This window comes from Phytohabitans rumicis (genome assembly GCF_011764445.1).
In the GTDB taxonomy this organism is placed as follows: Bacteria; Actinomycetota; Actinomycetes; order Mycobacteriales; family Micromonosporaceae; genus Phytohabitans; species Phytohabitans rumicis.
Genome location: NZ_BLPG01000001.1, coordinates 7,487,044 through 7,505,257, shown reverse-complemented (window position 1 = coordinate 7,505,257; position 18,214 = coordinate 7,487,044). Strand labels below are relative to the sequence as shown.

The 18,214-nt window shown below is 70.0% G+C and carries 21 protein-coding genes; 5 read left to right on the top strand and 16 right to left on the bottom strand.

From position 1 onward, the window contains the following. Positions 1 to 29 precede the first annotated feature (29 nt). From Prum_RS34255 to Prum_RS34230, 6 genes are all read right to left on the bottom strand, one after another. A complete protein-coding gene (locus Prum_RS34255; RefSeq protein ID WP_173080322.1) occupies positions 30 to 1,019 on the bottom strand; it encodes a CU044_5270 family protein in 990 nt (329 codons plus the stop codon). Beyond that, positions 1,016 to 1,591: an RNA polymerase sigma factor gene (locus Prum_RS34250; protein ID WP_173080320.1), complete on the bottom strand. Its 576-nt coding sequence runs from the start codon at positions 1,589 to 1,591 to the stop codon at positions 1,016 to 1,018. Before Prum_RS34250 ends, Prum_RS34255 begins: the two co-directional genes overlap by 4 nt. 89 nt (positions 1,592 to 1,680) lie before the next feature. After that, positions 1,681 to 4,965, bottom strand: a complete 3,285-nt coding sequence (locus Prum_RS34245) for a S8 family serine peptidase (protein WP_173080318.1) — start codon at positions 4,963 to 4,965, stop codon at positions 1,681 to 1,683. A 103-nt stretch (positions 4,966 to 5,068) separates the two neighbouring features. Continuing rightward, positions 5,069 to 5,566, bottom strand: coding sequence for a hypothetical protein (locus Prum_RS34240; RefSeq protein ID WP_173080316.1), 498 nt, complete (start codon positions 5,564 to 5,566; stop codon positions 5,069 to 5,071). A 38-nt stretch (positions 5,567 to 5,604) separates the two neighbouring features. Further along, entirely contained in the window at positions 5,605 to 6,219 is a 615-nt protein-coding gene (locus tag Prum_RS34235; RefSeq protein ID WP_218577465.1) for a DUF2238 domain-containing protein, read from the bottom strand. A 1,042-nt stretch (positions 6,220 to 7,261) separates the two neighbouring features. Next, entirely contained in the window at positions 7,262 to 8,617 is a 1,356-nt protein-coding gene (locus Prum_RS34230; RefSeq protein ID WP_173080314.1) for an FAD-binding oxidoreductase, read from the bottom strand. Between the two features lie 47 nt (positions 8,618 to 8,664). On the opposite strand from Prum_RS34230, the gene pdxR reads away from it, so the two are divergent. Genes pdxR through Prum_RS34215 form a run of 3 tightly spaced genes read left to right on the top strand, consistent with a single transcriptional unit; the run spans position 8,665 to position 11,619 of the window. After that, the gene (pdxR, locus tag Prum_RS34225) at positions 8,665 to 10,089 is read left to right on the top strand and encodes a MocR-like pyridoxine biosynthesis transcription factor PdxR (RefSeq protein WP_173080312.1); all 1,425 of its coding nucleotides are present in this window, start codon (positions 8,665 to 8,667) and stop codon (positions 10,087 to 10,089) included. 10 nt (positions 10,090 to 10,099) lie between these two features. Further along, positions 10,100 to 10,984 (top strand): S66 peptidase family protein, encoded by an 885-nt coding sequence (locus Prum_RS34220; protein ID WP_246278269.1) that lies wholly within the window; start codon positions 10,100 to 10,102, stop codon positions 10,982 to 10,984. Further along, positions 10,984 to 11,619, top strand: a complete 636-nt coding sequence (locus Prum_RS34215; protein ID WP_173080310.1) for an LD-carboxypeptidase — start codon at positions 10,984 to 10,986, stop codon at positions 11,617 to 11,619. Before Prum_RS34220 ends, Prum_RS34215 begins: the two co-directional genes overlap by 1 nt. Positions 11,620 to 11,681: 62 nt before the next feature. On the opposite strand, the gene Prum_RS34210 is transcribed toward Prum_RS34215, so the two are convergent. The 9 genes from Prum_RS34210 to Prum_RS34175 all read right to left on the bottom strand — a co-directional run bounded on the left by Prum_RS34210 (position 11,682) and on the right by Prum_RS34175 (position 16,248). Continuing rightward, a complete protein-coding gene (locus tag Prum_RS34210; protein WP_173080302.1) occupies positions 11,682 to 12,026 on the bottom strand; it encodes a type II toxin-antitoxin system HicB family antitoxin in 345 nt (114 codons plus the stop codon). Continuing rightward, a complete protein-coding gene (locus tag Prum_RS34205) occupies positions 12,026 to 12,271 on the bottom strand; it encodes a toxin HicA (protein WP_246278268.1) in 246 nt (81 codons plus the stop codon). The genes Prum_RS34210 and Prum_RS34205 overlap by 1 nt, the downstream gene beginning before the upstream one ends. A 134-nt stretch (positions 12,272 to 12,405) precedes the next feature. Then, positions 12,406 to 12,996: a hypothetical protein gene (locus Prum_RS52310; protein WP_246278267.1), complete on the bottom strand. Its 591-nt coding sequence runs from the start codon at positions 12,994 to 12,996 to the stop codon at positions 12,406 to 12,408. Between the two features lie 8 nt (positions 12,997 to 13,004). Beyond that, on the bottom strand, positions 13,005 to 13,463 hold the full coding sequence (locus Prum_RS52305; RefSeq protein ID WP_246278266.1) for a Gfo/Idh/MocA family oxidoreductase: 459 nt from the start codon (positions 13,461 to 13,463) through the stop codon (positions 13,005 to 13,007). 17 nt (positions 13,464 to 13,480) lie between these two features. Continuing rightward, entirely contained in the window at positions 13,481 to 14,194 is a 714-nt protein-coding gene (locus Prum_RS34195; protein WP_173080300.1) for a DUF899 domain-containing protein, read from the bottom strand. Positions 14,195 to 14,333: 139 nt separating this feature from the next. Next, a complete protein-coding gene (locus tag Prum_RS34190; protein ID WP_173080298.1) occupies positions 14,334 to 15,041 on the bottom strand; it encodes a DUF4386 domain-containing protein in 708 nt (235 codons plus the stop codon). Positions 15,042 to 15,124: 83 nt separating this feature from the next. After that, positions 15,125 to 15,349, bottom strand: a complete 225-nt coding sequence (locus tag Prum_RS34185) for a helix-turn-helix transcriptional regulator (RefSeq protein ID WP_173080296.1) — start codon at positions 15,347 to 15,349, stop codon at positions 15,125 to 15,127. Positions 15,350 to 15,351: 2 nt separating this feature from the next. Beyond that, entirely contained in the window at positions 15,352 to 15,771 is a 420-nt protein-coding gene (locus tag Prum_RS34180) for a hypothetical protein (RefSeq protein ID WP_173080294.1), read from the bottom strand. A gap of 99 nt (positions 15,772 to 15,870) precedes the next feature. Further along, complete coding sequence (locus Prum_RS34175; RefSeq protein ID WP_173080292.1) at positions 15,871 to 16,248, bottom strand: winged helix-turn-helix transcriptional regulator; 378 nt, start codon at positions 16,246 to 16,248, stop codon at positions 15,871 to 15,873. A 112-nt stretch (positions 16,249 to 16,360) separates the two neighbouring features. Here Prum_RS34175 and Prum_RS34170 point away from each other — a divergent pair, with 112 nt between their 5' ends. Beyond that, a complete protein-coding gene (locus Prum_RS34170) occupies positions 16,361 to 17,011 on the top strand; it encodes an isochorismatase family protein (protein ID WP_173080290.1) in 651 nt (216 codons plus the stop codon). A gap of 11 nt (positions 17,012 to 17,022) precedes the next feature. Then, the gene (locus Prum_RS34165) at positions 17,023 to 17,763 is read left to right on the top strand and encodes an SDR family NAD(P)-dependent oxidoreductase (protein ID WP_173080288.1); all 741 of its coding nucleotides are present in this window, start codon (positions 17,023 to 17,025) and stop codon (positions 17,761 to 17,763) included. 4 nt (positions 17,764 to 17,767) lie between these two features. Here the strand turns inward: Prum_RS34165 and Prum_RS34160 are convergent, their stop codons facing one another. Further along, entirely contained in the window at positions 17,768 to 18,154 is a 387-nt protein-coding gene (locus tag Prum_RS34160) for a MarR family winged helix-turn-helix transcriptional regulator (protein ID WP_246278658.1), read from the bottom strand. Between the last annotated feature and the right edge of the window lie 60 nt (positions 18,155 to 18,214).

Sequence of the window (18,214 nt, the reverse complement as noted above, 5' to 3'; positions counted from 1 at the left end):
GAAGGGCCTCAGCCGTATACCGTCTTCTTCTAGGACGGCAGTTGGCCGGCGTTGTCCACGATGGTTCGGCGGAGAATCGCGGTGCTGTCGGTGCCCAGGAACGCGTACGTGGTCGGGTCGAAGATGAGTTCACTCTCCTTCGGCTGACCGGACGATGACGGGGTGGCACGGATGGCCACGCCGCGCCGCCCGGCGAAGTCCGCCACGTCGGCCTGGACCGTGATACCCGGCAGTTGGGACAGCGACTCGAACAGGGCCGCTTCCATGGCCGGCAGCAGGTAGTAGCCCTCTATCAGGTCGCACGCCGCGTTGAACGCCGCCACCGTCCGATCCTTCCCGGTGGCCTTGGCCGAGTCGTACAGCCAGGCCAGCATGGCGTCGGCCTCGGTGGGCAGATCCGGCTGGTACGCGGGGATCGTCCGGCACCGCATCGACTCGAACTTGCCCGGGACGACCCTTCCGTCGGCGCCGACCAGCGGCTTCTTGCCGTCGCGGCAGGCGGGTGCGGCCAGCGTCTGCCAGTTCGGGTCGGTCTCCGGGCGCGTCCGCACGAGCCCGTCGCGGGTGCCGCTCACCGAGTTCCATGCCTGGCCCAGCCGCGGCGCGCCGGGAGTGGTCACCGCCGGTTTGCCCACCTCGGTCGGCGGGGAGTTGGACCAGGCGGGGCCCCTCGCCTCGGTGAACACGAACTGGTCCGCGCGCGGCGTCGTGCCCTGCTGCCGCGCGGCGACGAGAGCGGCGTTGCGCAGCACCTGCGCACCGCTCAGCGCGGCCGGGTCGGCGCCGCGGTCCGGGCCGCCGCCGGGCGAGGTCTGTCCCCAGTAGACACCGCCGCTGATGGCCACCGCCAGCCCGGCGGACAGCGCCAGGCGCCAGGCGCCGGTACGGGTCAGGGCCAGCGGCCGCCGGGTCCGTGCCGGCCGGTTGGTGAGGACCCGCGTGCGCATCGCCGGCGGCGGCGCGGTGGCGGGCTCATCCAGCTGCGCACCCCAGCGCCGCAGCAGGTCCAGGTCGTTCACAGTGCTACCTCCATATCAATGTCCTTCAACATGCCGCGCATCTTGCGGCGCGCCCGGTTCAACCTCGACCGCACCGTCCCGACGGGGACGGACAGCACCCGTGCGACGTCCTCGTAGCTCAACTCACCCCACGCCACCAGCAGCAGCGTGTCCCGGTCCCGCGCCGCCAACCGGGCCATGGCCGCGGCTAGCTGCCGGCCGGCCGCGGCCGCGCTGACGTAGCCGTCGACCCGCTCGTCGAACCCGGCGTCGGTCGGCTCCGCCGGGGCCTTGGCCAGTGCCCGGTACCGGGCCCGCTCCGTGCGGTGGTGCTTGGCCAGTTCCTTGGTCACGATGGCGAACAGCCACGCGCCCGCGTCCGGACGGTCGGTGTCATACCGCTCCAGCGCGCGAAACGCCGCCAGGAACGTCTCCGCGACCACGTCCTCGGCGGTCTCTTTGCCCACTCGCCGGCAGGCGTACCGGTACAGCCGCCCGACGTGCCGGTCGTAGAGCTCGGCGAACGCCGTCCCATCGTGCTGGGCCGCGGCGATCAGTTGCGCGTCGGTGACCTCCCGCGTCACGCTCACCACGTGACACTCCGCTGTGTCTGCACCGCGATCTCCTTCCGCTGCCCACCGAAACCTGTCACCTGTACCTCTCCACTGGAGGTCCACCGGGTTCACGCTCCGGCGGGGCGGACGGCAATCCGGTACGCGCGGATGATGGTCTGCTCGACCTTGGTGCCGTTGGCGTCGGTCGCGGTGGCCCGCAGGGAGACGAATCCGTCCCGGTCGGGATGCCGCACCGTCGCGATCGGCCGGCCGCCGGCCCGGTCCACGGCGGCCGGTTCCCAGGTGACGCCGTCGTCGTGGGAGACCTCGACGGTGAGCGTGCTGGGTGCCGCGGCCGTCGACCCCGGCTGTGGCGTCACGGTGACGGGGACCGCATACGAACCGCCCGCTGGAGCGGTGTTGAGCGGGTCGAGTCGCGGGCTGAACCGGATCGCCGACAGGGGCAGGGCCGTCCTCGTGGCGGTGTGCGCCGAGCGGAAGGTCCACGCGGCGGTGATGTGCGTGGACAGGGTCGCGGGCGCATCGCGGTCGGACTCGATCTGGAGTCGATAGGTGCCCTCCTGCGGCGGGACGGCGAACCGCATCCCCAGGCCCTCCTCGGTACCGGGGAGGTCGGCACCGTCACGGGTCAGGGTGACCCGCTCCCGCGCCGTCAGGGAGTCGCCGGGGCGTCCGGCGCCGTCACTGTGCAGACGCATGTCCACCCGGACCGAGTCCGCCTCGCGTGACGCCTGTCCGAAGGCCGGGCCGAACACGCCCCGGTTCCATCGCTGGGTGTACTCACGGCCGGGCCGGTAGACGGTGGGTGCGGTGACGGTGACGGTGAGGCCGGCGCCTTCCATGAATGTTTCACGCCATCCCAGGCCGTCCTCGGTCGTGTAGTGCAGGGTGCGGGTGAACGGCGCGTGGAACGGAATGCCGTACCCCCAGATGGGGCCGTGCCCGTTGGGTGTAGCGGCTCTCGCCTCGTTCGAACTGGTCACGCCGGGGGCTTGGCTGGCGTAGTCGGCGTGCACGGTGGCGAGGTCGCCGCCGGTGACCCGGCGCTCGAAACCGGTGACCATCCGGCCTTTGACCCAGGTCAACAGATACGTCTCGGGGCTGTCGGTGAGCGTGCCGTCGGGGCCCGGGAGCGCCCATCTGCCGTTCACGGCGGTGGATACGGTGCGGGTGTCCGGGCCGATCCGCGCGGTGTACATGCCGGCGAAGGATGAGGAGAGGAGCGAGTTCGCACGGGTGAGACCGTCGGCGATCGGCTCGATCACCGTGACCTCGGCCAACACCGAGATCGCCGATCGGTCCGGGACGGTGACCGAGATCGGCCTGCCGAGCCGGGCATCCAATGTCACCCGCCGCGGTGCGTTGAGTTCGAGCCTCGGCTGTACCAGCAGGGTGGCGCTGTCGGGGTCGGCAACCACGCTGTCGACCACGTAACTGCCCTTGGGCAGGCGCACGGTGACGGTGCTGTCCGGGCCGTAGGTAGAGCGGAAGTCCTCGAAGCGGATCTCCGGGCTCACCCGCATCACCTCGGTGAAATGAGTGGTGCTGGGCGCGCCGTCGCGTCCGGTGTGGGTGAGGGTGAGGTCGTAGCTTTCCACCTCCCGGTGCACGGCGAGCGGGGACCGCACCGCGACGCCGTCACCGGTGGCCACCAGATATCCGGTGAACGCACCGTCCGCGGTACCCACCCGGGTGTCCGCGGTGACGGTGACCGCGGCCTGGCCGCCGGCCGGCACGGTGAGCGAGTCCTCGGAGAGGGTGAACATCCCAGCCGGGGCGGCCGTGGTGACGGCCAAACTCAACGTGACGTCGTGTGCGCCGTGGTTGGCGTAGCCGACCGTGCTGGTAATGGGCTGGTCGTCGCCGTGCGGCCAGCGCTGCTCGCCGAAGCTGAGGCTGGCGGGCGTCGCGAACACCGATTGGGTGATGGCACGGGCCAGGTCCAGCCGCCCGGCGCCCTGGGCGAACACGCCCAGCGACGGGTTCGCCGAAGTCGAGCCCATCAACGCCGCCTTGAGCTGCTCCGGCGACCACTTCGGGTGTTGTTGTTTCAGTGCCGCGGCGGCCCCCGACACGTGCGGGGTGGCCATCGAGGTCCCCGACAGTGTCACGTAGGACTGCCCGGCCTCACCGAACTCGGCGTCCTTGCCGCGTGCGGCGGTGATGTCGGCGCCGGGTGCGGTCAGGTCGGGTTTGATCGCCCGGTCACCGATCCGCGGACCCCGGCTGGAAAAGTCGGCCAACTGGTCGCTCTTGGTCACCGCGCCGACCGCCAGGGCGGCATCGGCGCTGGCCGGCGAGTCGACCGAGCCGTCGCGGCCGCGGTTGCCCGCGGCGATCACGAACAGCATGCCGTGCTGGGCGGTCAGGGTCTGCACCGCCTGCTCAAGCGGATCGACCTCGGGGGTGTCGTCCCCGCCCAGGCTCATGTTGACCACCTCGGCGCCCTGGTCCGCCGCCCACTGCATCCCAGCCAGGATCCAGGACTCCGCACAGCCATCGACCACACAGACCTTGCCGTCGAGCAGTTCGGCCCCCGGCGCGACCCCGGTGTACCGACCATCCGACGCGGCGCCGTCGCCGGCGATGGTGGACGCCACGTGGGTACCGTGCCCGACCAGATCGCGGTCGTCCTCCACCCCGTCGGTGAAGTTCTGCGCGGCTGCCACCCGGCCCGCGAGGTCGGGATGGGTGGCGTCGATGCCGGTGTCCAGCACGGCCACCTGGACACCCCTGCCGTCAAGGCCGGCACGCCGGGCCTCGGGACCCCCGATCATCGGCACGCTGACGTCCAGGGTGGGTTGGCGCATCCCGTCCAACCAGACCTTCGGACCTCCGGCCGCGAGGCTACGGGACGTCCCGACGCCTTTGAGGCCGCTCCAGAAGGCACCGAGATCACCTTTGGCCACCTTCACCGCGAACCCGCCCAGCGCCGGGAGGTCCTGGCCGGGCGTCGCCCCCGTCGCGGCGACGGCGCTCCGCCCGACGATCCGTCCGCCCGTATCCGGATACGTCATGATCAGTGGCAGTGGCGCCGCCGGACCGGCATGGCCGGATCGCAGTAGTTGGGCCACATCGAACAGACGGGCGTCCAATCGCCCGTCGCGCAGCAGTGCCACCGCGTCGCTCGGGATGACCCGCAGGTGCCCGGCTGTCCGGCGGGTCAGGAACGTGACGCCGGCACGGCCGGCGCCCGGCTCCACGCTGACGTTCTCGAATGACGAATCGAGCAATGTCACCCGGTCGCCGGTCAGCAACGTCACCACCGTCAGCGCGCGGTCAGCCCCGGCGAGGCGCGGGAGCGCCGACTGGGGCGTGGTGGTCGCCCAGGCCACCCCCACGAAAAGCAGCACCGGCACGATCAGCAGGGTGAGCAACGGTTTCCATCGCATCAATGGTTTTCCATCCTCGGCTCGGCGGAATGCCACACATTCCTCTGCCCGTGTCTCTCCACCCGAGACCCACCGAGTTCACACCCACATGATCAAGGCAGCGTCAGTAGAGGACGGGCGAGCCCGTCAACCCCCACGCGTACCCGTCCTTGCCGTCGTTGTCGATGTCGTACGAGACGGTGCTGTCCCCGGTCCAGCCACCGTCCAGTGTGGAGTGGACCCATGCCGTGTAGCACGTCCCGGTGCCGTAGAACCAGTCGTTCATGTCGCCCACGATGTCGCAGTTCTTCCAGGCGATGTCGGCGTCGTACCGCTCCAGCCGGGTGCCGACGATGAACATGTCGAACCGCTTCTGGCCGAGCGAGTGGTCGGTGACGTCAGTCTCTTCCCACTTGACGTAGGCCCGGAGGTAGTTGCCGTCCCGCTGGACGCACGTCTTCATCCGCACCTCGTGGTCGGGCTTCTGCGGCAGGGCGAATCTCTTGCTCTGCCAGCTGGAGCAGTTGGTCACCGCGTACGCCGGTGCGGCGCCAGCCACCGCGGCCACCAGCCCGCCCAGCACCACGGCCGCGGCGATTCTTATCGAGGATGGTCGTCGCATGATGTCTCCGTTCAAGGGGTTCAATATGGACTCCACACTCACTGGGCCTGGCGGGGCCTGCGCACGGCGCCCCGGGCCACGACCGCTCCGGCCGCCACGGCGCCCAGCGTGCCCAGGGTCAGGTCGCCGAGGGTGTCCTGGTAGGCGGTGTCCAGCTCGGTGCCGCCGCGGATGAAGGCGAAGTATTCGCCGATCTCCCAGCCGATCGCCATGACCGCCCCCAGCCCGCCGATCATGACGAGCAGCTCCCAGGGACGCCCAGACGCCCCGCCGCGCAGCAGCAAACCCGCGCCGAGGCTGAGGAAGAACCAGTTCACGAGGTGGTTGGCGTCGTCCCACCACCCGATCGAGTCGTACAGGTCCAGCGTGTTGCCGGTGACGTCGACCAGGAACGGCAGCATGATCCAGGCGAACGCGATCCACGGCGCCCGACGCAGCCGCTCCCCCACCCGGCCCGCCCCGCGCCGCCCGGCCAGCAGCCACCACAGACCGGGCACCACCAACATCATCACCGGATACGCGAACAGCCGCGCCGCGAAGCCCTTGCCCGCGAACTGCGGCAGGTCCGGCACGGCCGTCGCGACCGCCAACTGCAACATGGTCAGAGCGAACACCGCGCCAGCGAGCCAGATACCGTGCCGTCGAACATCCACCGGGCGAGTATGGACGGCGCGGGCCCGATGCCACCTATTGGGTGGCTTTGGCTTGGCGTTGCGCCGGCGATTGCCTTGTTGGTGGCACTACGCCCCAAGAGGGGCGCCCTCAAGGCCGGGTAGTGAACTTGGTGGGGCAGGGCGGGATCTTGCGTCCGGACGTGTCCGACATAACCGGACCCAAGATCCCGGTACGCCCCACCAAGTCGAGCGACCGACGCCAGGCTGCGGTGATCATGAGGTTAGCGTCAGGGAGAGCGCTCTCCCTGACGCTAACCTCATGATCACCGCGACAATCGGGCTACCGCCCGAGTGGTCAGGGAACGGCGCGGCCATCGGCGACGCACCTTGCGCTGTACCGGGTTCCCCTCACTACCCGGCCTGGGGGCGCCCTACTCACGTCGCTCGCACCAGGAGGGGTCCCCTACTGGGGCGTTGGAGAGGCGGTCTCTAGCCTGCAGACAAGGCCCGACGACCCCAACTCCGGAAGGTCTCTAGACCCCCGGCGGGCTTGTCTCGCGGACCTGGCAGCGGAGGTCGGGGATTTCGGCTCGCTCTGCGAGCCGCCGACCTGCGCGGTGCCCGCGGGAGCGTGCGGTCCGCAGGTGAAGCGGACCGGGGTAAATCTGAAAGCTCTAGCTGCAGGTAGGGCCGGCCGGGCTGGCGCCAACGTACCGTCGCCATTCCTCATCGGTGAGCTCGGCGGTGGCCCGGGCGCAGATGGCGACGTGTACCGCTTCGGGTCCAGTCTCCACCGGATGGGGTTCGGGGCGGCGGTGACGACGCCCACGTCACCGTTGGCGACCCGCTGACCGGCGCGTCGATCTCGGTGCTGCACGGCGAGGCGCACTTCCTGATCAGCGGCGGCCTCAAGCCCGTACCGTACAAGGACTGGAAAGCCGCCCGGGCGAGGATGGCGGACCTGGCCGTACGCGCCGTCGGTCACCTGCCGGCGTCGTCCCGGACGCCCGCCCCGACACGCACTTACGAGGCCGCATTGCGAACGTTCGACCCGAACCCACCGGAATAGGCGATCGAGCGGTCAGTGTGCCGGGCGGATGTTCTGGTTCAGGTGGAACACGTTGGCCGGGTCGTACGCGGTCTTCAGCGCGGTCAGCCGGGCCAGCTTCGCGGCCGGGTACGCCCGGCGCACGCCGCGTTGCCCTTCGGCTAGTTCGTCGGCGGTCAACGAGTTGACGTACACCCCGGTCGCGTAGGGCTCGAGTGCCGCACCGGCGGCGCGGGCGGCAGCCATCCGGGCGTCGTCCTCCGCCGGGTCGGTCCAGCGGGAGCCGGCACCGTACTCGAAGATCGTGCCGCGGTGGCTGAACGCGGCGTCGGCTTCCGGCACATCGGCGATCGCGCCGCCGTACGCCTGCAGGCCGACGGCCGGCAGGTGCCGGCTCGCACTCAGGTCGGTGCCGCCGCGCAGCAGGAACGCCTCGATCGCCGCGGCGGGAAACCGCCGCAGGTAGTGGCCCTTGGAGTAGCGGCGGTAGGCGTGGCCGCCGGTGGAGTCGTTGCGTTGCTGAAGTTCGAGGTACGACGGCGTGGTGACCCGCGACGCGACCGGACGCCCGAGCCCCCGCATCGCGGGGAGCAGCCGGCGGCCCTCGGCGGTGTCGCCGACCCACACGAACCCCACCGTGGCGATCGGGCCGGCGGGCCCGCTGGCGACGTCGGCGGTGAACGTCGCCCGCCGGGGCGCGACGGCGTTCAGGTCGCGCCAGCCCTCGATGACCGGCACGGCGTCCTCGGCGCGGAAGTCGAACTCGGCGACCAGCGTCCGCGTGCCGGTGTGATGCAGCTGGAACTCGAACTCGGTGACGATGCCGAAGTTGCCACCACCGCCACGCAGGCCCCAGAACAGGTCGGGGTTCTCGGTGCGGCTCGCGGTCACCACGTCCCCCTCGGCGGTGACCATCGTGTAGGAGACGACGTTGTCGCAGGCCAGGCCGTGCTGGCGGGCCAGCCAGCCCATGCCGCCACCGAGCGTGAGCCCGCCGACTCCGGTGTGCGAGACGTTGCCGGCGGTGGTGGCCAGGCCGTACACCTGGGACGCCTGGTCCAGCGCGCCGAGCAGCGCGCCGCCCTGCACCCGGGCCCGGCGGCGGGCCGGGTCGATCCGCACGCCGCCCATAGGCGTCAGGTCGATCATGAGACCACCGTCCGGCACGGCGAAGCCGGCGACGTTGTGGCCGCCGCAGCGCACGCCGATCTCGAGGTCCAGTTCGCGGGCCATCCGCACGGCGGCGACCACGTCGGCGACGCCCGCCGCGCGGACGATCATGCGTGGACGCCGGTCGACCATGGCGTTCCAGACCGTACGGGCGGTGTCATAGCCGGCGTCGCCGGGCGTGAGGACCTGGCCGTCGAAGCGGGTCGCTGTCGTTGTCATGCCACTCAGCCTGGCAGGAATCGGTACATGCGATAAGGTCCGATTCTGTGGGCCAAATAAGGACCAATTCGGGGCCGGCCGAGGACCTGCTCATCGCGCTGGACCGCGACGCCGGGGTGCCGCTGCACCGGCAGATCGAAGCGTCCATCCGCGGCAGCATCCAGGCCGGCCGGCTGCGCGCGGGCATGTCGCTGCCACCCACCCGCACCCTCGCGGCCGGCCTCGGGGTTTCCCGCGGGGTGGTCGTGGATGCCTACCAGCAGCTCGTGGCCGAGGGCTACCTGGCCAGCCGATCCGGCGGTTACACCCAGGTCGCTGCCTCGATGGCGCCGGCCTCCGCCGGCCCCACGACGTCGCGGCAGCCGGCCGCGCGCAGAGTCGATTTCGGGTACGGGCGTACCGACGTGTCGCAGTTCCCACGGTCCGCCTGGCTCCGCTCGGTCCGTACCGTGCTCACCACCACGCCCAACGACCGGTTCGCCTACCTCGACGGGCGCGGCGTGCCGGAACTGCACCGGGCTCTGTGCGACTACCTCAACCGGGTGCGTGGCACCTCCTCCGTCCCCGACAACATGGTGATCTGCAACGGCTACGGACAGGGCATCTCGCTGCTGATCCAGGTGCTCGTCCGGCACGGCGCCAAGCGGATCGCCCTGGAAGACCCGTCGTCCAACGACGACGCCCGGGTGCTGGCCGCCGCCGCCGGCCTGGAGGTGGTCGGCATCCCGGTGGGTCCGGACGGCGTCCAGGTCGACGCCCTCGACCGGGCCGGCGCCGACGCGGTCGTGCTCACGCCGTCGCACCAGTGGCCCACCGGCGCAGTGCTATCGGCCGCTGCGAGGGCCGAGGTGATCCGCTGGGCCAAACGCCGCGGCGCGATCGTGATCGAGGACGACTACGACGCCGAGTACCGGTACGACCGCTCGCCGGTGGGCGCCATGCAGGGCCTGGCGCCCGATCACGTCGTCTACTGCGGCACGGCCAGCAAGACGCTCGCGCCGGGGTTGCGGCTCGGCTGGCTGATAGTGCCTCCCCATCTGGTCGCCGACGTCGCCGCCGCGAAGCTGCTCGCCGACCGCGGCTCGCCGGTCATCGACCAGTTGACGTTCGCCGACTTCCTCGCCCGCGGCGAGTTCGACCGCCACCTGCGCCGGATGCGTCCGGTCTACCGCCGCCGCCGCGACGCGCTGCTGGACGCCCTGCGCACACACCTGCCCGACCTGGAACCGGCCGGGATCGCCGCCGGGCAACACGTGGTCGCCTGGCTCCCGCCCCACCTCGACGAGGCGGCGGTGGTGGCGGCCGCCGCCCAGCACGGGCTCGGCATTCACGGCGTCGCCCCCTACCGAATCGCCGGCACCGGGCCAGGTGGCCTGATCTTCGGCTACGCCATCCTCAGCGAAACCACCATCACCGAGGGAGTCACGCTGCTGGCGGCGGCGATCCGGGAGGTACAGGGACCGCCACGATAGAGTCCGGCGGGTGCGAGGCCCGAGACTACGACCCCGCGACCGCGTCCGCGTCGTGTCGCCGGCCAGTTTCCCCAGCGCGGAGTGGGCCGAGCAGGTCATGGAAACGCTCGCCGGCTGGGGGCTGCGGCCCGAGCTCGGCAAGCACGCCCTCGACCGGCGCGGCTTCATGGCCGGCTCCGACGAGGACCGGCTCGCCGACCTCAACGACGCCCTCCGTGATCCAGGAGTGCGGGCGATTGTCGCGGCCACGGGCGGCGCGGGTGCGTACCGGATCGTGGACGGCCTGGATCTGGCCGCTGTGCGCGCCGACCCGAAGCCCATCGTGGGGTTCAGCGACATCACAAACCTGCACATCGCCCTCTGGGCGGCGACCGGCCTGGCCGGCGTGCACGGCTGCGTGGGTACTGGCGGCCGCACCGACGAGTCGTGCCGGCGGCTGCTGTTCGAGACTGAGCCGATCACCCTGCATGCCGAGCCCTCCTCGGTGACCGTCCCGGGCCGGGCAACCGGGGTACTCGTGGGTGGATGCGCCGGCGCGGTGAACAACTTCCTCGGCGCCGGCCTACCCCATCTCGATGGCGCGATCCTCTGCCTCGAAGGTCCGCAGAACCCGCACTTCGACCGCATGCTCTGGGGCATGCTCCGGGCCGGCCTGCTCGACGGGGTCCGCGGCTTCGCGATCGGCGATCTCACCGGGCTTGATCCGAGCGTCGCCGAACCAGGCCCCGACGAGGCGATGACCGTCATCCGCGAGAGGCTGGGCGGCCTGGGCGTGCCGATTCTCGGCGGGCTGCCCTTCGGGCATCGCGAGGACCAGCTTTGCCTTCCGCTGGGCGTTGAGGCGAACCTTGACGCGCTCGCGGGCTCGCTGACCGCCGATTCGGCGGTGTGCTGATGAACGCCGCGCAACTCAACGAGGCCCTGCGCGACCCGACGGTCCGAGCGATCGCGCTCGACGGCGATCACCGCATGCTCGACGGCCTCGACCTCGATGCCGTGCGAGCCGACCCCAAGCCGATCGTCGGCACCGGCGGCACCACTTTCGTCCACATGGAACTGTGGCGCGTGTGCGGCCTGGTCGGCTACCACGGTGACGGAGCGATCCGGCCCGGCCGGCTACGGCTCACCGGCGAGACCCGGGTGCCCGGCCGGGTCGAAGGCGTCCTACTCGGTGGCAGCCTCGGCCCGCTGCGTGCGATGGTCGGCGCGGGCCTGCCCTCCCTCGACGGCGCGATCCTGCTGCTCACCGGCGAACGCACCCAAGGTCTAGGCCAAGTCGACCGGCAACTCACCCACCTGATCCGCGCGGGCGCGCTCAAGGGCGTCCGCGGCGTAGCGGTGGGCCACTTCGCGGGCTTCGACGGCCTCGTCGACCGCGAATGGCGCCTGGACGACGTACTCACCGACCACCTGAACACCCTCGACGTGCCGGTACTGGGCAACCTGCCGATCGGCCCCGGAAGACCGCCGGTCCCCATCGGTGTCCCAGCCGTCCTCAACGCGACCGAGGCCGTGCTGTCAGTCGGCTGAACGCCGCGACACTGAGGTGCGACGGTGCGGACGACCGGCCCTGGGGCGGCCCTTCGCGTACGTCAGGCGGCCGTGAGCTTTCGTAGGACGTACTGGTTGAGGCTCATGCCATCCTCGGCGGCGCGCAAAGCCAGTTCGCGGTGCAGGCTCTCTCCGACGCGGAGGTTGAACCTACCCGAGTAGCTACGGTCAGCGAACGGCTGCGGCGACTGCTCGCCCTGCTCTTCCATGTCGGCGATCACTTCACGCAGCAGATTCTCAAGTCCCTGTAGAGCCTCGATCTGAGAGGAGGCTAGCCACGAGAGGGATGGGAACTCGGCGCAGGTAGCGAGAAACTCGCCGTCCTCGGCCGACCACGTAACGCGGTAGGTGAAGTGAGACACCTCGGGCCGGTCAACGGTCTGCATCACATGGCCTCCTTCTTGTCGATCGCCTTGAGTACCTGCCGCACCTGGTACGCCTTGGCCTTGCCTTTATCGTTCTGGATATTGACGCGCGGGTCGCCTGGCCAAGGCATCTTGAACACGGCATGAGAGCTGCCGTCTTGCCGTGGCTTCCCGAAGTAGTGTTCGCACACCCTGTAGAGATCGTTGTAGGCGACGTTCTGCTGGTTCCTTCGCATCGCTTCAACGAGCTTGTCTACGGACGGCACATGTTGATGGTACTACCAGTGGTACTACGGCTGCAACCTTGCCGCCGTGTCCCCTTGACCTAGCCACGCGGCAGATCGGACTGACCGACGCCATATGGAACGAGACGCGGGCCGCACTGCGGGCCCATACCGGCCTATTCCGCTGACCATGCCTGGGTGGTCGTGGTGATCTCCTGGCCGGTGTCGGCGGCTTCCTCGATAGCTAGGGCCAAGAGGTGATCCTGCGCGCCCTCGGCCAGCGGGTACGGCGGCGGGCCTACCCGGCGTACCCAGGCGGCCATCGCGTCCAGCAGGGTCGCGGTGGCGATCTCGTCGTCGTTGAACCGGTGGCCGGGGTACGGGTTGCGGTACAACACCTGAGCGCCGAGTGTGATCGTCTCGGTGTCGAAGCCGTTGAGGTCCAGGTCGTGGCCACTTTGTCGACGTACCAGCGGGGTACGGGTGATGGTCCGTGGCGCGGGCATGTGCACGATCTCGTCATCGCGCAGCTCACCATGCGTGCCACGGACCAGCAATCGGCGAAACCGCAGCAGGTTACGGGTCTGGCCAGTGGTGAAGTCATAGACGCCGGAACGGCCGCCATCGAAGTCCAACGTGGCGATCGTCGTGGTGGCCTGCTTCGGCCGCGGGTCGTCGGTCCACCCGGCCCGGCCGAGCGGGTCGAGCAGCGGCGCGACGGTGCGGACCGCCCGTACGCGGGCAGCGGCGTGGCCGACGCCGAGCAAACCGCGGATCAGCGAGACCGCGTGGTACTGCTGGGTCGAGGAAACCTGTACCTGGGTGGGGTACCGATGATCCCGGCGCCCGTCGCGGCGAGCCGGGCGGCGTGCGTGGGCATCAGCAGATACTGCTCGGCGACCTGCACCAGCCCCGACCCTCCGACCGCCGCCCACAGCGCCCGCAGGCCGGGCAGATCGGCGGCCGGCGGCGTCTCGGCCAAAACGGGCAGGCCGTACGCGACAGCGTCGGCGATGATCCCCGGATTCGCCGTCCGGGGCACGGCAGTGACCAGGAAATCCGGCCGGGCTTCGCGCACACATTCCGCTACGTCGCCGAAGGCCGCCACCGGCAGCGAACGCCGATGCGGCGCCCGCACCACCGCGCCGACGCAGCGCACCTGCGGCAATGCCTGCGCCACGCGGTGGAACGCCGCAGCTCGGAAGCCGAAACCGGCAAGGGCGAACGTCGTCACCCGGCCACCGTGTCAGGTCAGTGTGCTGAAGCGGATCGCGTGGTCTCGCCGTAGGCGTCGTGGTAGTTCCACCACCCGTACGGTGGGGTCTGCGGATAGCCCTCCGGCGAGTCCTCCCACTCCTCCTGGCGGCCGAGCGCCGTGATATCCAGGTAACTCCAGGCGCTTCCCATCGCCTCATCGCCCCGGCTGTCGATGAAGTAGGTGCGGTAGATCCGCTCACCCTCGCGGATGAAGGCGTTGGTGCCGTGCCACTCGTCTACGCCGAAGTCTTTGTCAAAGTCGTCAGTGATCGTGTACCACGGGATCAGCTCCCAGCCCATGCGCGCCTTCAGGCCCTGGATCTCGGCCTGGGGAGCCCGCGAAACGAACGCGAGCGTCGTGTCCCGCGCGTTCAGGTGGGCGGGGTGCGCGACCTGGTCGGCGAGGAATGAGCAGCCCACGCAGGCACGCTCCGGGTACGCTCCGCCCCCCTCCGGGTACGTGGTGACGTCCGGCGCGTAGAAAGCGCGGTAGACGATCAGCTGACGGCGACCCTCGAACAGGTCGAGAAGGCTCACCGGGCCCTGCGGGCCGTCGAAGCGGTACTTCTTCTCCACCGCCATCCACGGCATCCGGCGACGCCTGGCAGCCAGCGCATCGCGGGCGCGGGTCAGCTTCTTCTCCTCGACCAGCAGCTCCTCGCGGGCGGCATCCCACTCCTGCGGTGACACGATCGGCGGAGTCTTCATCGTGGCCCGGCCCCTTTCGGTACTCGTCGACAACGTCGAACCGGCGCCCCACAAGCACGCTTGCGATCCAGTCCTGGTCATGGTCGCACGCCGTATGTTCCTTCCCGCCGACCTTGACAGCTAACCTCCTCGCAACGCTTCAGCTCGCCACCGGCGTCGACGCGTGGACGGTTGGCGGCACTTCGTTCTGTGTCTGCCGGCGCACGCCGCGGATGAGCAGGTAGCCGACCATCCAGACCTCGCCGACGGATGCGGGATAGGCAAGTGCTTCGGCGAGGACTGGTACGTCGGGGGCGAGGTATCTGATGAACGCGCTGAGCACGTACCCGGCACCGCCGCCGACGAGGATCCAGCCCAGGACGCGGGGCATCCAGCCCGAGCGCAGCACGCACCAGCCCATGGGGATGAGCCAGAGGCCGAAGAACAGTGCTCCCACGCCCCACACGTTGTCGCTGACCAGGTACAGAAGCTGGACGTTGGCCGCCGCGTCGCCGACCGGGTCGACGGATACCCCGACCGCCGTGGCCCGCAGTGCCGCACTCACGAGGCCCACGACCGCGCTGACCAGGCCGAAGGCGGCGATACCGCTCGCAACAAAGGAGTCTACGGTGCGGAACAGGCGATAGAACCAGACGGCGGCGAGGGTCTGGGTGACGACCATGCCCAGCTCCAAGGCAACGTCAGCGCGGGCGAGCGACTCGTGCGTGACCAGGTTGGCCAGCGTCGCATTGGAGTCGTCAGCCGCGAATAGTTGCGGGCGGACAATGAGGAGCCCGAGTACGGCGGTGATGGCATTGCCGAGGTAGAACAGCCCGGTCACGCGGGCGGTACGTGTTAGCGCGTGCATCGTGGCTCCTTCTCTGCCTGATTTGGGTACGTGGAACCAGGCCGCGAGGCGGATGCCTCGCGCGCCGTGTCGGGTTATGGGGCCTACTGTTCGGTGTCGGGGTAGCCGAAGACGTCGTCGAGCGGCACCCGGAAAACCCGCGCGATCTGGAAGGCCACCTCCAGCGACGGCGAGTAGCGGCACTGCTCGATGGCGATGATGGTCTGGCGGGTCACCCCGATGCGGTCGGCCAGCTCCGCCTGTGTCATCTCCCCGTGGGCGAAGCGCAGCGCCCGGATCGAGTTGGTGACCCTGGTCGGCTTGCCCATGGCTACCAGCCCCGCCGGTACGCGACGATCTTCACCACCGCCGACGCCAGTGCGGCCAGGACGAACGCCAGATAGAGCGCATGAGCGATCCAGAAGTGCTCGACCTTCGCCATCGCCAGGACCAGCGGCACGATCGCGGCGATGCTCATAACGTAGAACCCCACGTACTCGCCCCGCCGGTTGATCTCCCGGTCGCGCTCGTCGGTGCGACCCGCATCCCTGGGCGAGGCCATGGCGGCCACGATGGCCAGGACGATGCCCGCGCCGATCCCGACGCCGATCGAGGTGAGCATCGGCCCCACGTAGGCGATCCTCGCTACGTCCGTGTCCGGCACCTTGGACAGGACGGTCGCCAGGTAGACGACCGCGACGGCGACGCCGACCACGGCAGAGATCCAGGTGCGCTTCTCTTCGGAGGACATGCCCCGCTCCCATGTAAAAAAAACTTGACATGTCGAAGGTAAAGAAACCCCGACATGATGTCAAGAATCTTTAACCTCAACCCAGGAGCCGCGACCTGGTCAGCCCGCCTCGTCGCTGTGTGTCGCGGCGGAGTACGGCAGTGGCTGGCCGTGCTCGTCCACGGGTGCGCCGGCCCACACGCGCAGGGCGTCCATGGCCGGGCTCAGCCCTTGCCCCCGCTCGGTCAGGCGGTAGCCGACCGACACCGGACGGCCGTCGTCCACCTCGCGAATCACCAGTCCCACATCCTGCAGTTCGGCCAGCCGCTCGCTGAGTACCCGCTTCGACAGTTGCGGCAGGGCGGCGGCCAGCTCGCTGAACCGGGCCGGCCGCTGCAGCAGCAGGTCGATCAGCAGCCCGGTCCAGCGTTTGCCGAGCACCCGGAACACCTCCTCCGTATAGGAGCAGGCGTGCAGCGGCAGGCGGGACTGAACCACCAGACAACTATACGGCGGCAGGTTACTTTCCCCCACCAGGTGACCCAACGCACGATGCGGTTGGCGGTTTGTATTTGTAACCTGGTGGGGGAACACAACCTAGGAGGACTTGATGACTTCGACCGCGTACCCCACCGTCCGGCTCAGCCGCGACCGCGCCGCCCTGGTGCTGGTCGACCACCAGGTGGGCCTGCTGCTCGGCGTGCACGACCAGGACCAGGAGAATCTGCGCCGCAACGTGATCGCGCTGGCCAAGATGGCCGCCGCGTACCAGCTGCCGGTGGTCCTCACCACCAGCGCGGACGACGGCCCCAACGGGGCGCTGCTGCCCGAACTGGCCGCCGAACTGCCCAACGTGACAGTGGTCCGCCGACCCGGAGAGATCGACGCCTTCGACAACGCCGAATTCGCCGCCGCGGTCCAGGCGACCGGCCGCGACCAGCTGATCATCGCGGGCATCAGCACCGATGTCTGCGTCGCGTTCGCCGCGCTGTCCGCAGTGGCCGCCGGCTACCAGGTACACGCGGTGCTGGACGCCTCCGGCACCTGGAGCGCCCTGGCATCACAGGCCGCCGCGCACCGGATGGGCAACGCCGGCGTGGTCCTCAACGGCACGGTCGCCGTCGGCGCCGAGCTGCAGTCGGACTGGCGTCACGACGGCGGCCAGCAACTCGCCGAGCTGTACGCCGGCTACGCCATCCCCTTCTACAACTCGCTGATCTCCTACGCGGCGCGCAACGCGCAACTGGCCGCCCAAAGCTGAAAGGCACTCCCATGACATCACCATCCACAGTAGACGGCGTAGTAGTCGTACCCGGCGGCACCGGCAACGTCGGAGAAGGCATCGTACGCGCCTTCCTCAAGGCCGGCGCGACCGTCGTGGTACCCAGCCGCAGCAAAGACCGCCTGTCCGAACTCGCCGGACACGTCGGGCCGGACCTGGCCACCCACCTGCACGGCGTCACCGCAGGACACGGCACCTTCACCGAAGCCGACGAACTCGCCGAACAGGTCAAGGCCACCCACGGCCGCGTCGACCACGTCGTGCCGTCCATCGGCGGCTGGTGGATGGGCAAAGCGTTGTGGCAGACCTCCGAAGCGCAGTGGCAGCAGTTCTTCCTCGACACCACCACCGCGCACATGGCCGTCGCCCGCGCGTTCGTACCGCGGCTGGAACCGGCCGGCAGCTACACCCTCATCAGCGGCTTCTCCGCGCAGAAGCCGTACCCCACGGCCGGCATCATCAGCATGCACGGCGCCGCGCTGCTCATGATGCGCGAAGTACTCAGCGCCGAACTGGACGGGCAGCGCCGCGTCAACGACCTCATCCTCGGCCCGATCATCACCCGCAGCCGCCCACAGGGCTCAGCCGGATGGCTCACCGCCGACCACGTCGGCCACGCCGCCGTCCTCCTCGCCACCAACCCCACCATCCACGACGAGCACATCACCCTCGACACCCGCACCGACCTCGACCAACTCCAACGCCGCGCGCCAGCCGGCGACCGGACATGAACCCCTACCAACTCGCGGCGGAGGACGCGCGGCGCCTTGCGATGATCTCAGCCATCACCGTGCGGAAGTGTTCGCGGTCCTGGGGCGCCAGCGACGAGGTGAGACGGTCGAGCTCCGCGCTCACCTCGGCATGAAAGGCGATCGCCGCCTGGCGGCCGGCATCGGTCAGCGTGACCTGCAGCGCCCGCCGGTCGCCCGGCACCGCTGAACGCTGAGCGAGACCGCGCCGCTCGGCCCGGTCCATCAGACCGGTGAGCGCGGCCCGCTCCACACCGAAGCAGTGGGCCAACTCGGCCATCCCCCGAGGGCCGGCTAGCAGCAGGCACAGGAGCTTGGCCTGCACCGGCGTCAGGTCGTGACGTTCCGAGACCCGCGCGTAGATGCCCTGCACCAAACCGGTGAGCTGGACCAGCCCGGCGGCGACGTCGATGTCCGGGCACCCCGGCCCCGC

Coding starts and splice junctions, on each gene's coding strand:
- Prum_RS34190 (WP_173080298.1), bottom strand. CDS start 15,041: ATGCACGCGCTAACACGTACCGCCCGCGTGACCGGGCTGTTCTACCTC.
- Prum_RS34195 (WP_173080300.1), bottom strand. CDS start 14,194: ATGAAGACTCCGCCGATCGTGTCACCGCAGGAGTGGGATGCCGCCCGC.
- Prum_RS34180 (WP_173080294.1), bottom strand. CDS start 15,771: ATGTCCTCCGAAGAGAAGCGCACCTGGATCTCTGCCGTGGTCGGCGTC.
- Prum_RS34230 (WP_173080314.1), bottom strand. CDS start 8,617: ATGACAACGACAGCGACCCGCTTCGACGGCCAGGTCCTCACGCCCGGC.
- Prum_RS34210 (WP_173080302.1), bottom strand. CDS start 12,026: ATGCAGACCGTTGACCGGCCCGAGGTGTCTCACTTCACCTACCGCGTT.
- Prum_RS34215 (WP_173080310.1), top strand. CDS start 10,984: ATGAACGCCGCGCAACTCAACGAGGCCCTGCGCGACCCGACGGTCCGA.
- Prum_RS34240 (WP_173080316.1), bottom strand. CDS start 5,566: ATGCGACGACCATCCTCGATAAGAATCGCCGCGGCCGTGGTGCTGGGC.
- Prum_RS34245 (WP_173080318.1), bottom strand. CDS start 4,965: ATGCGATGGAAACCGTTGCTCACCCTGCTGATCGTGCCGGTGCTGCTT.
- Prum_RS34185 (WP_173080296.1), bottom strand. CDS start 15,349: ATGGGCAAGCCGACCAGGGTCACCAACTCGATCCGGGCGCTGCGCTTC.
- Prum_RS34165 (WP_173080288.1), top strand. CDS start 17,023: ATGACATCACCATCCACAGTAGACGGCGTAGTAGTCGTACCCGGCGGC.
- Prum_RS34170 (WP_173080290.1), top strand. CDS start 16,361: ATGACTTCGACCGCGTACCCCACCGTCCGGCTCAGCCGCGACCGCGCC.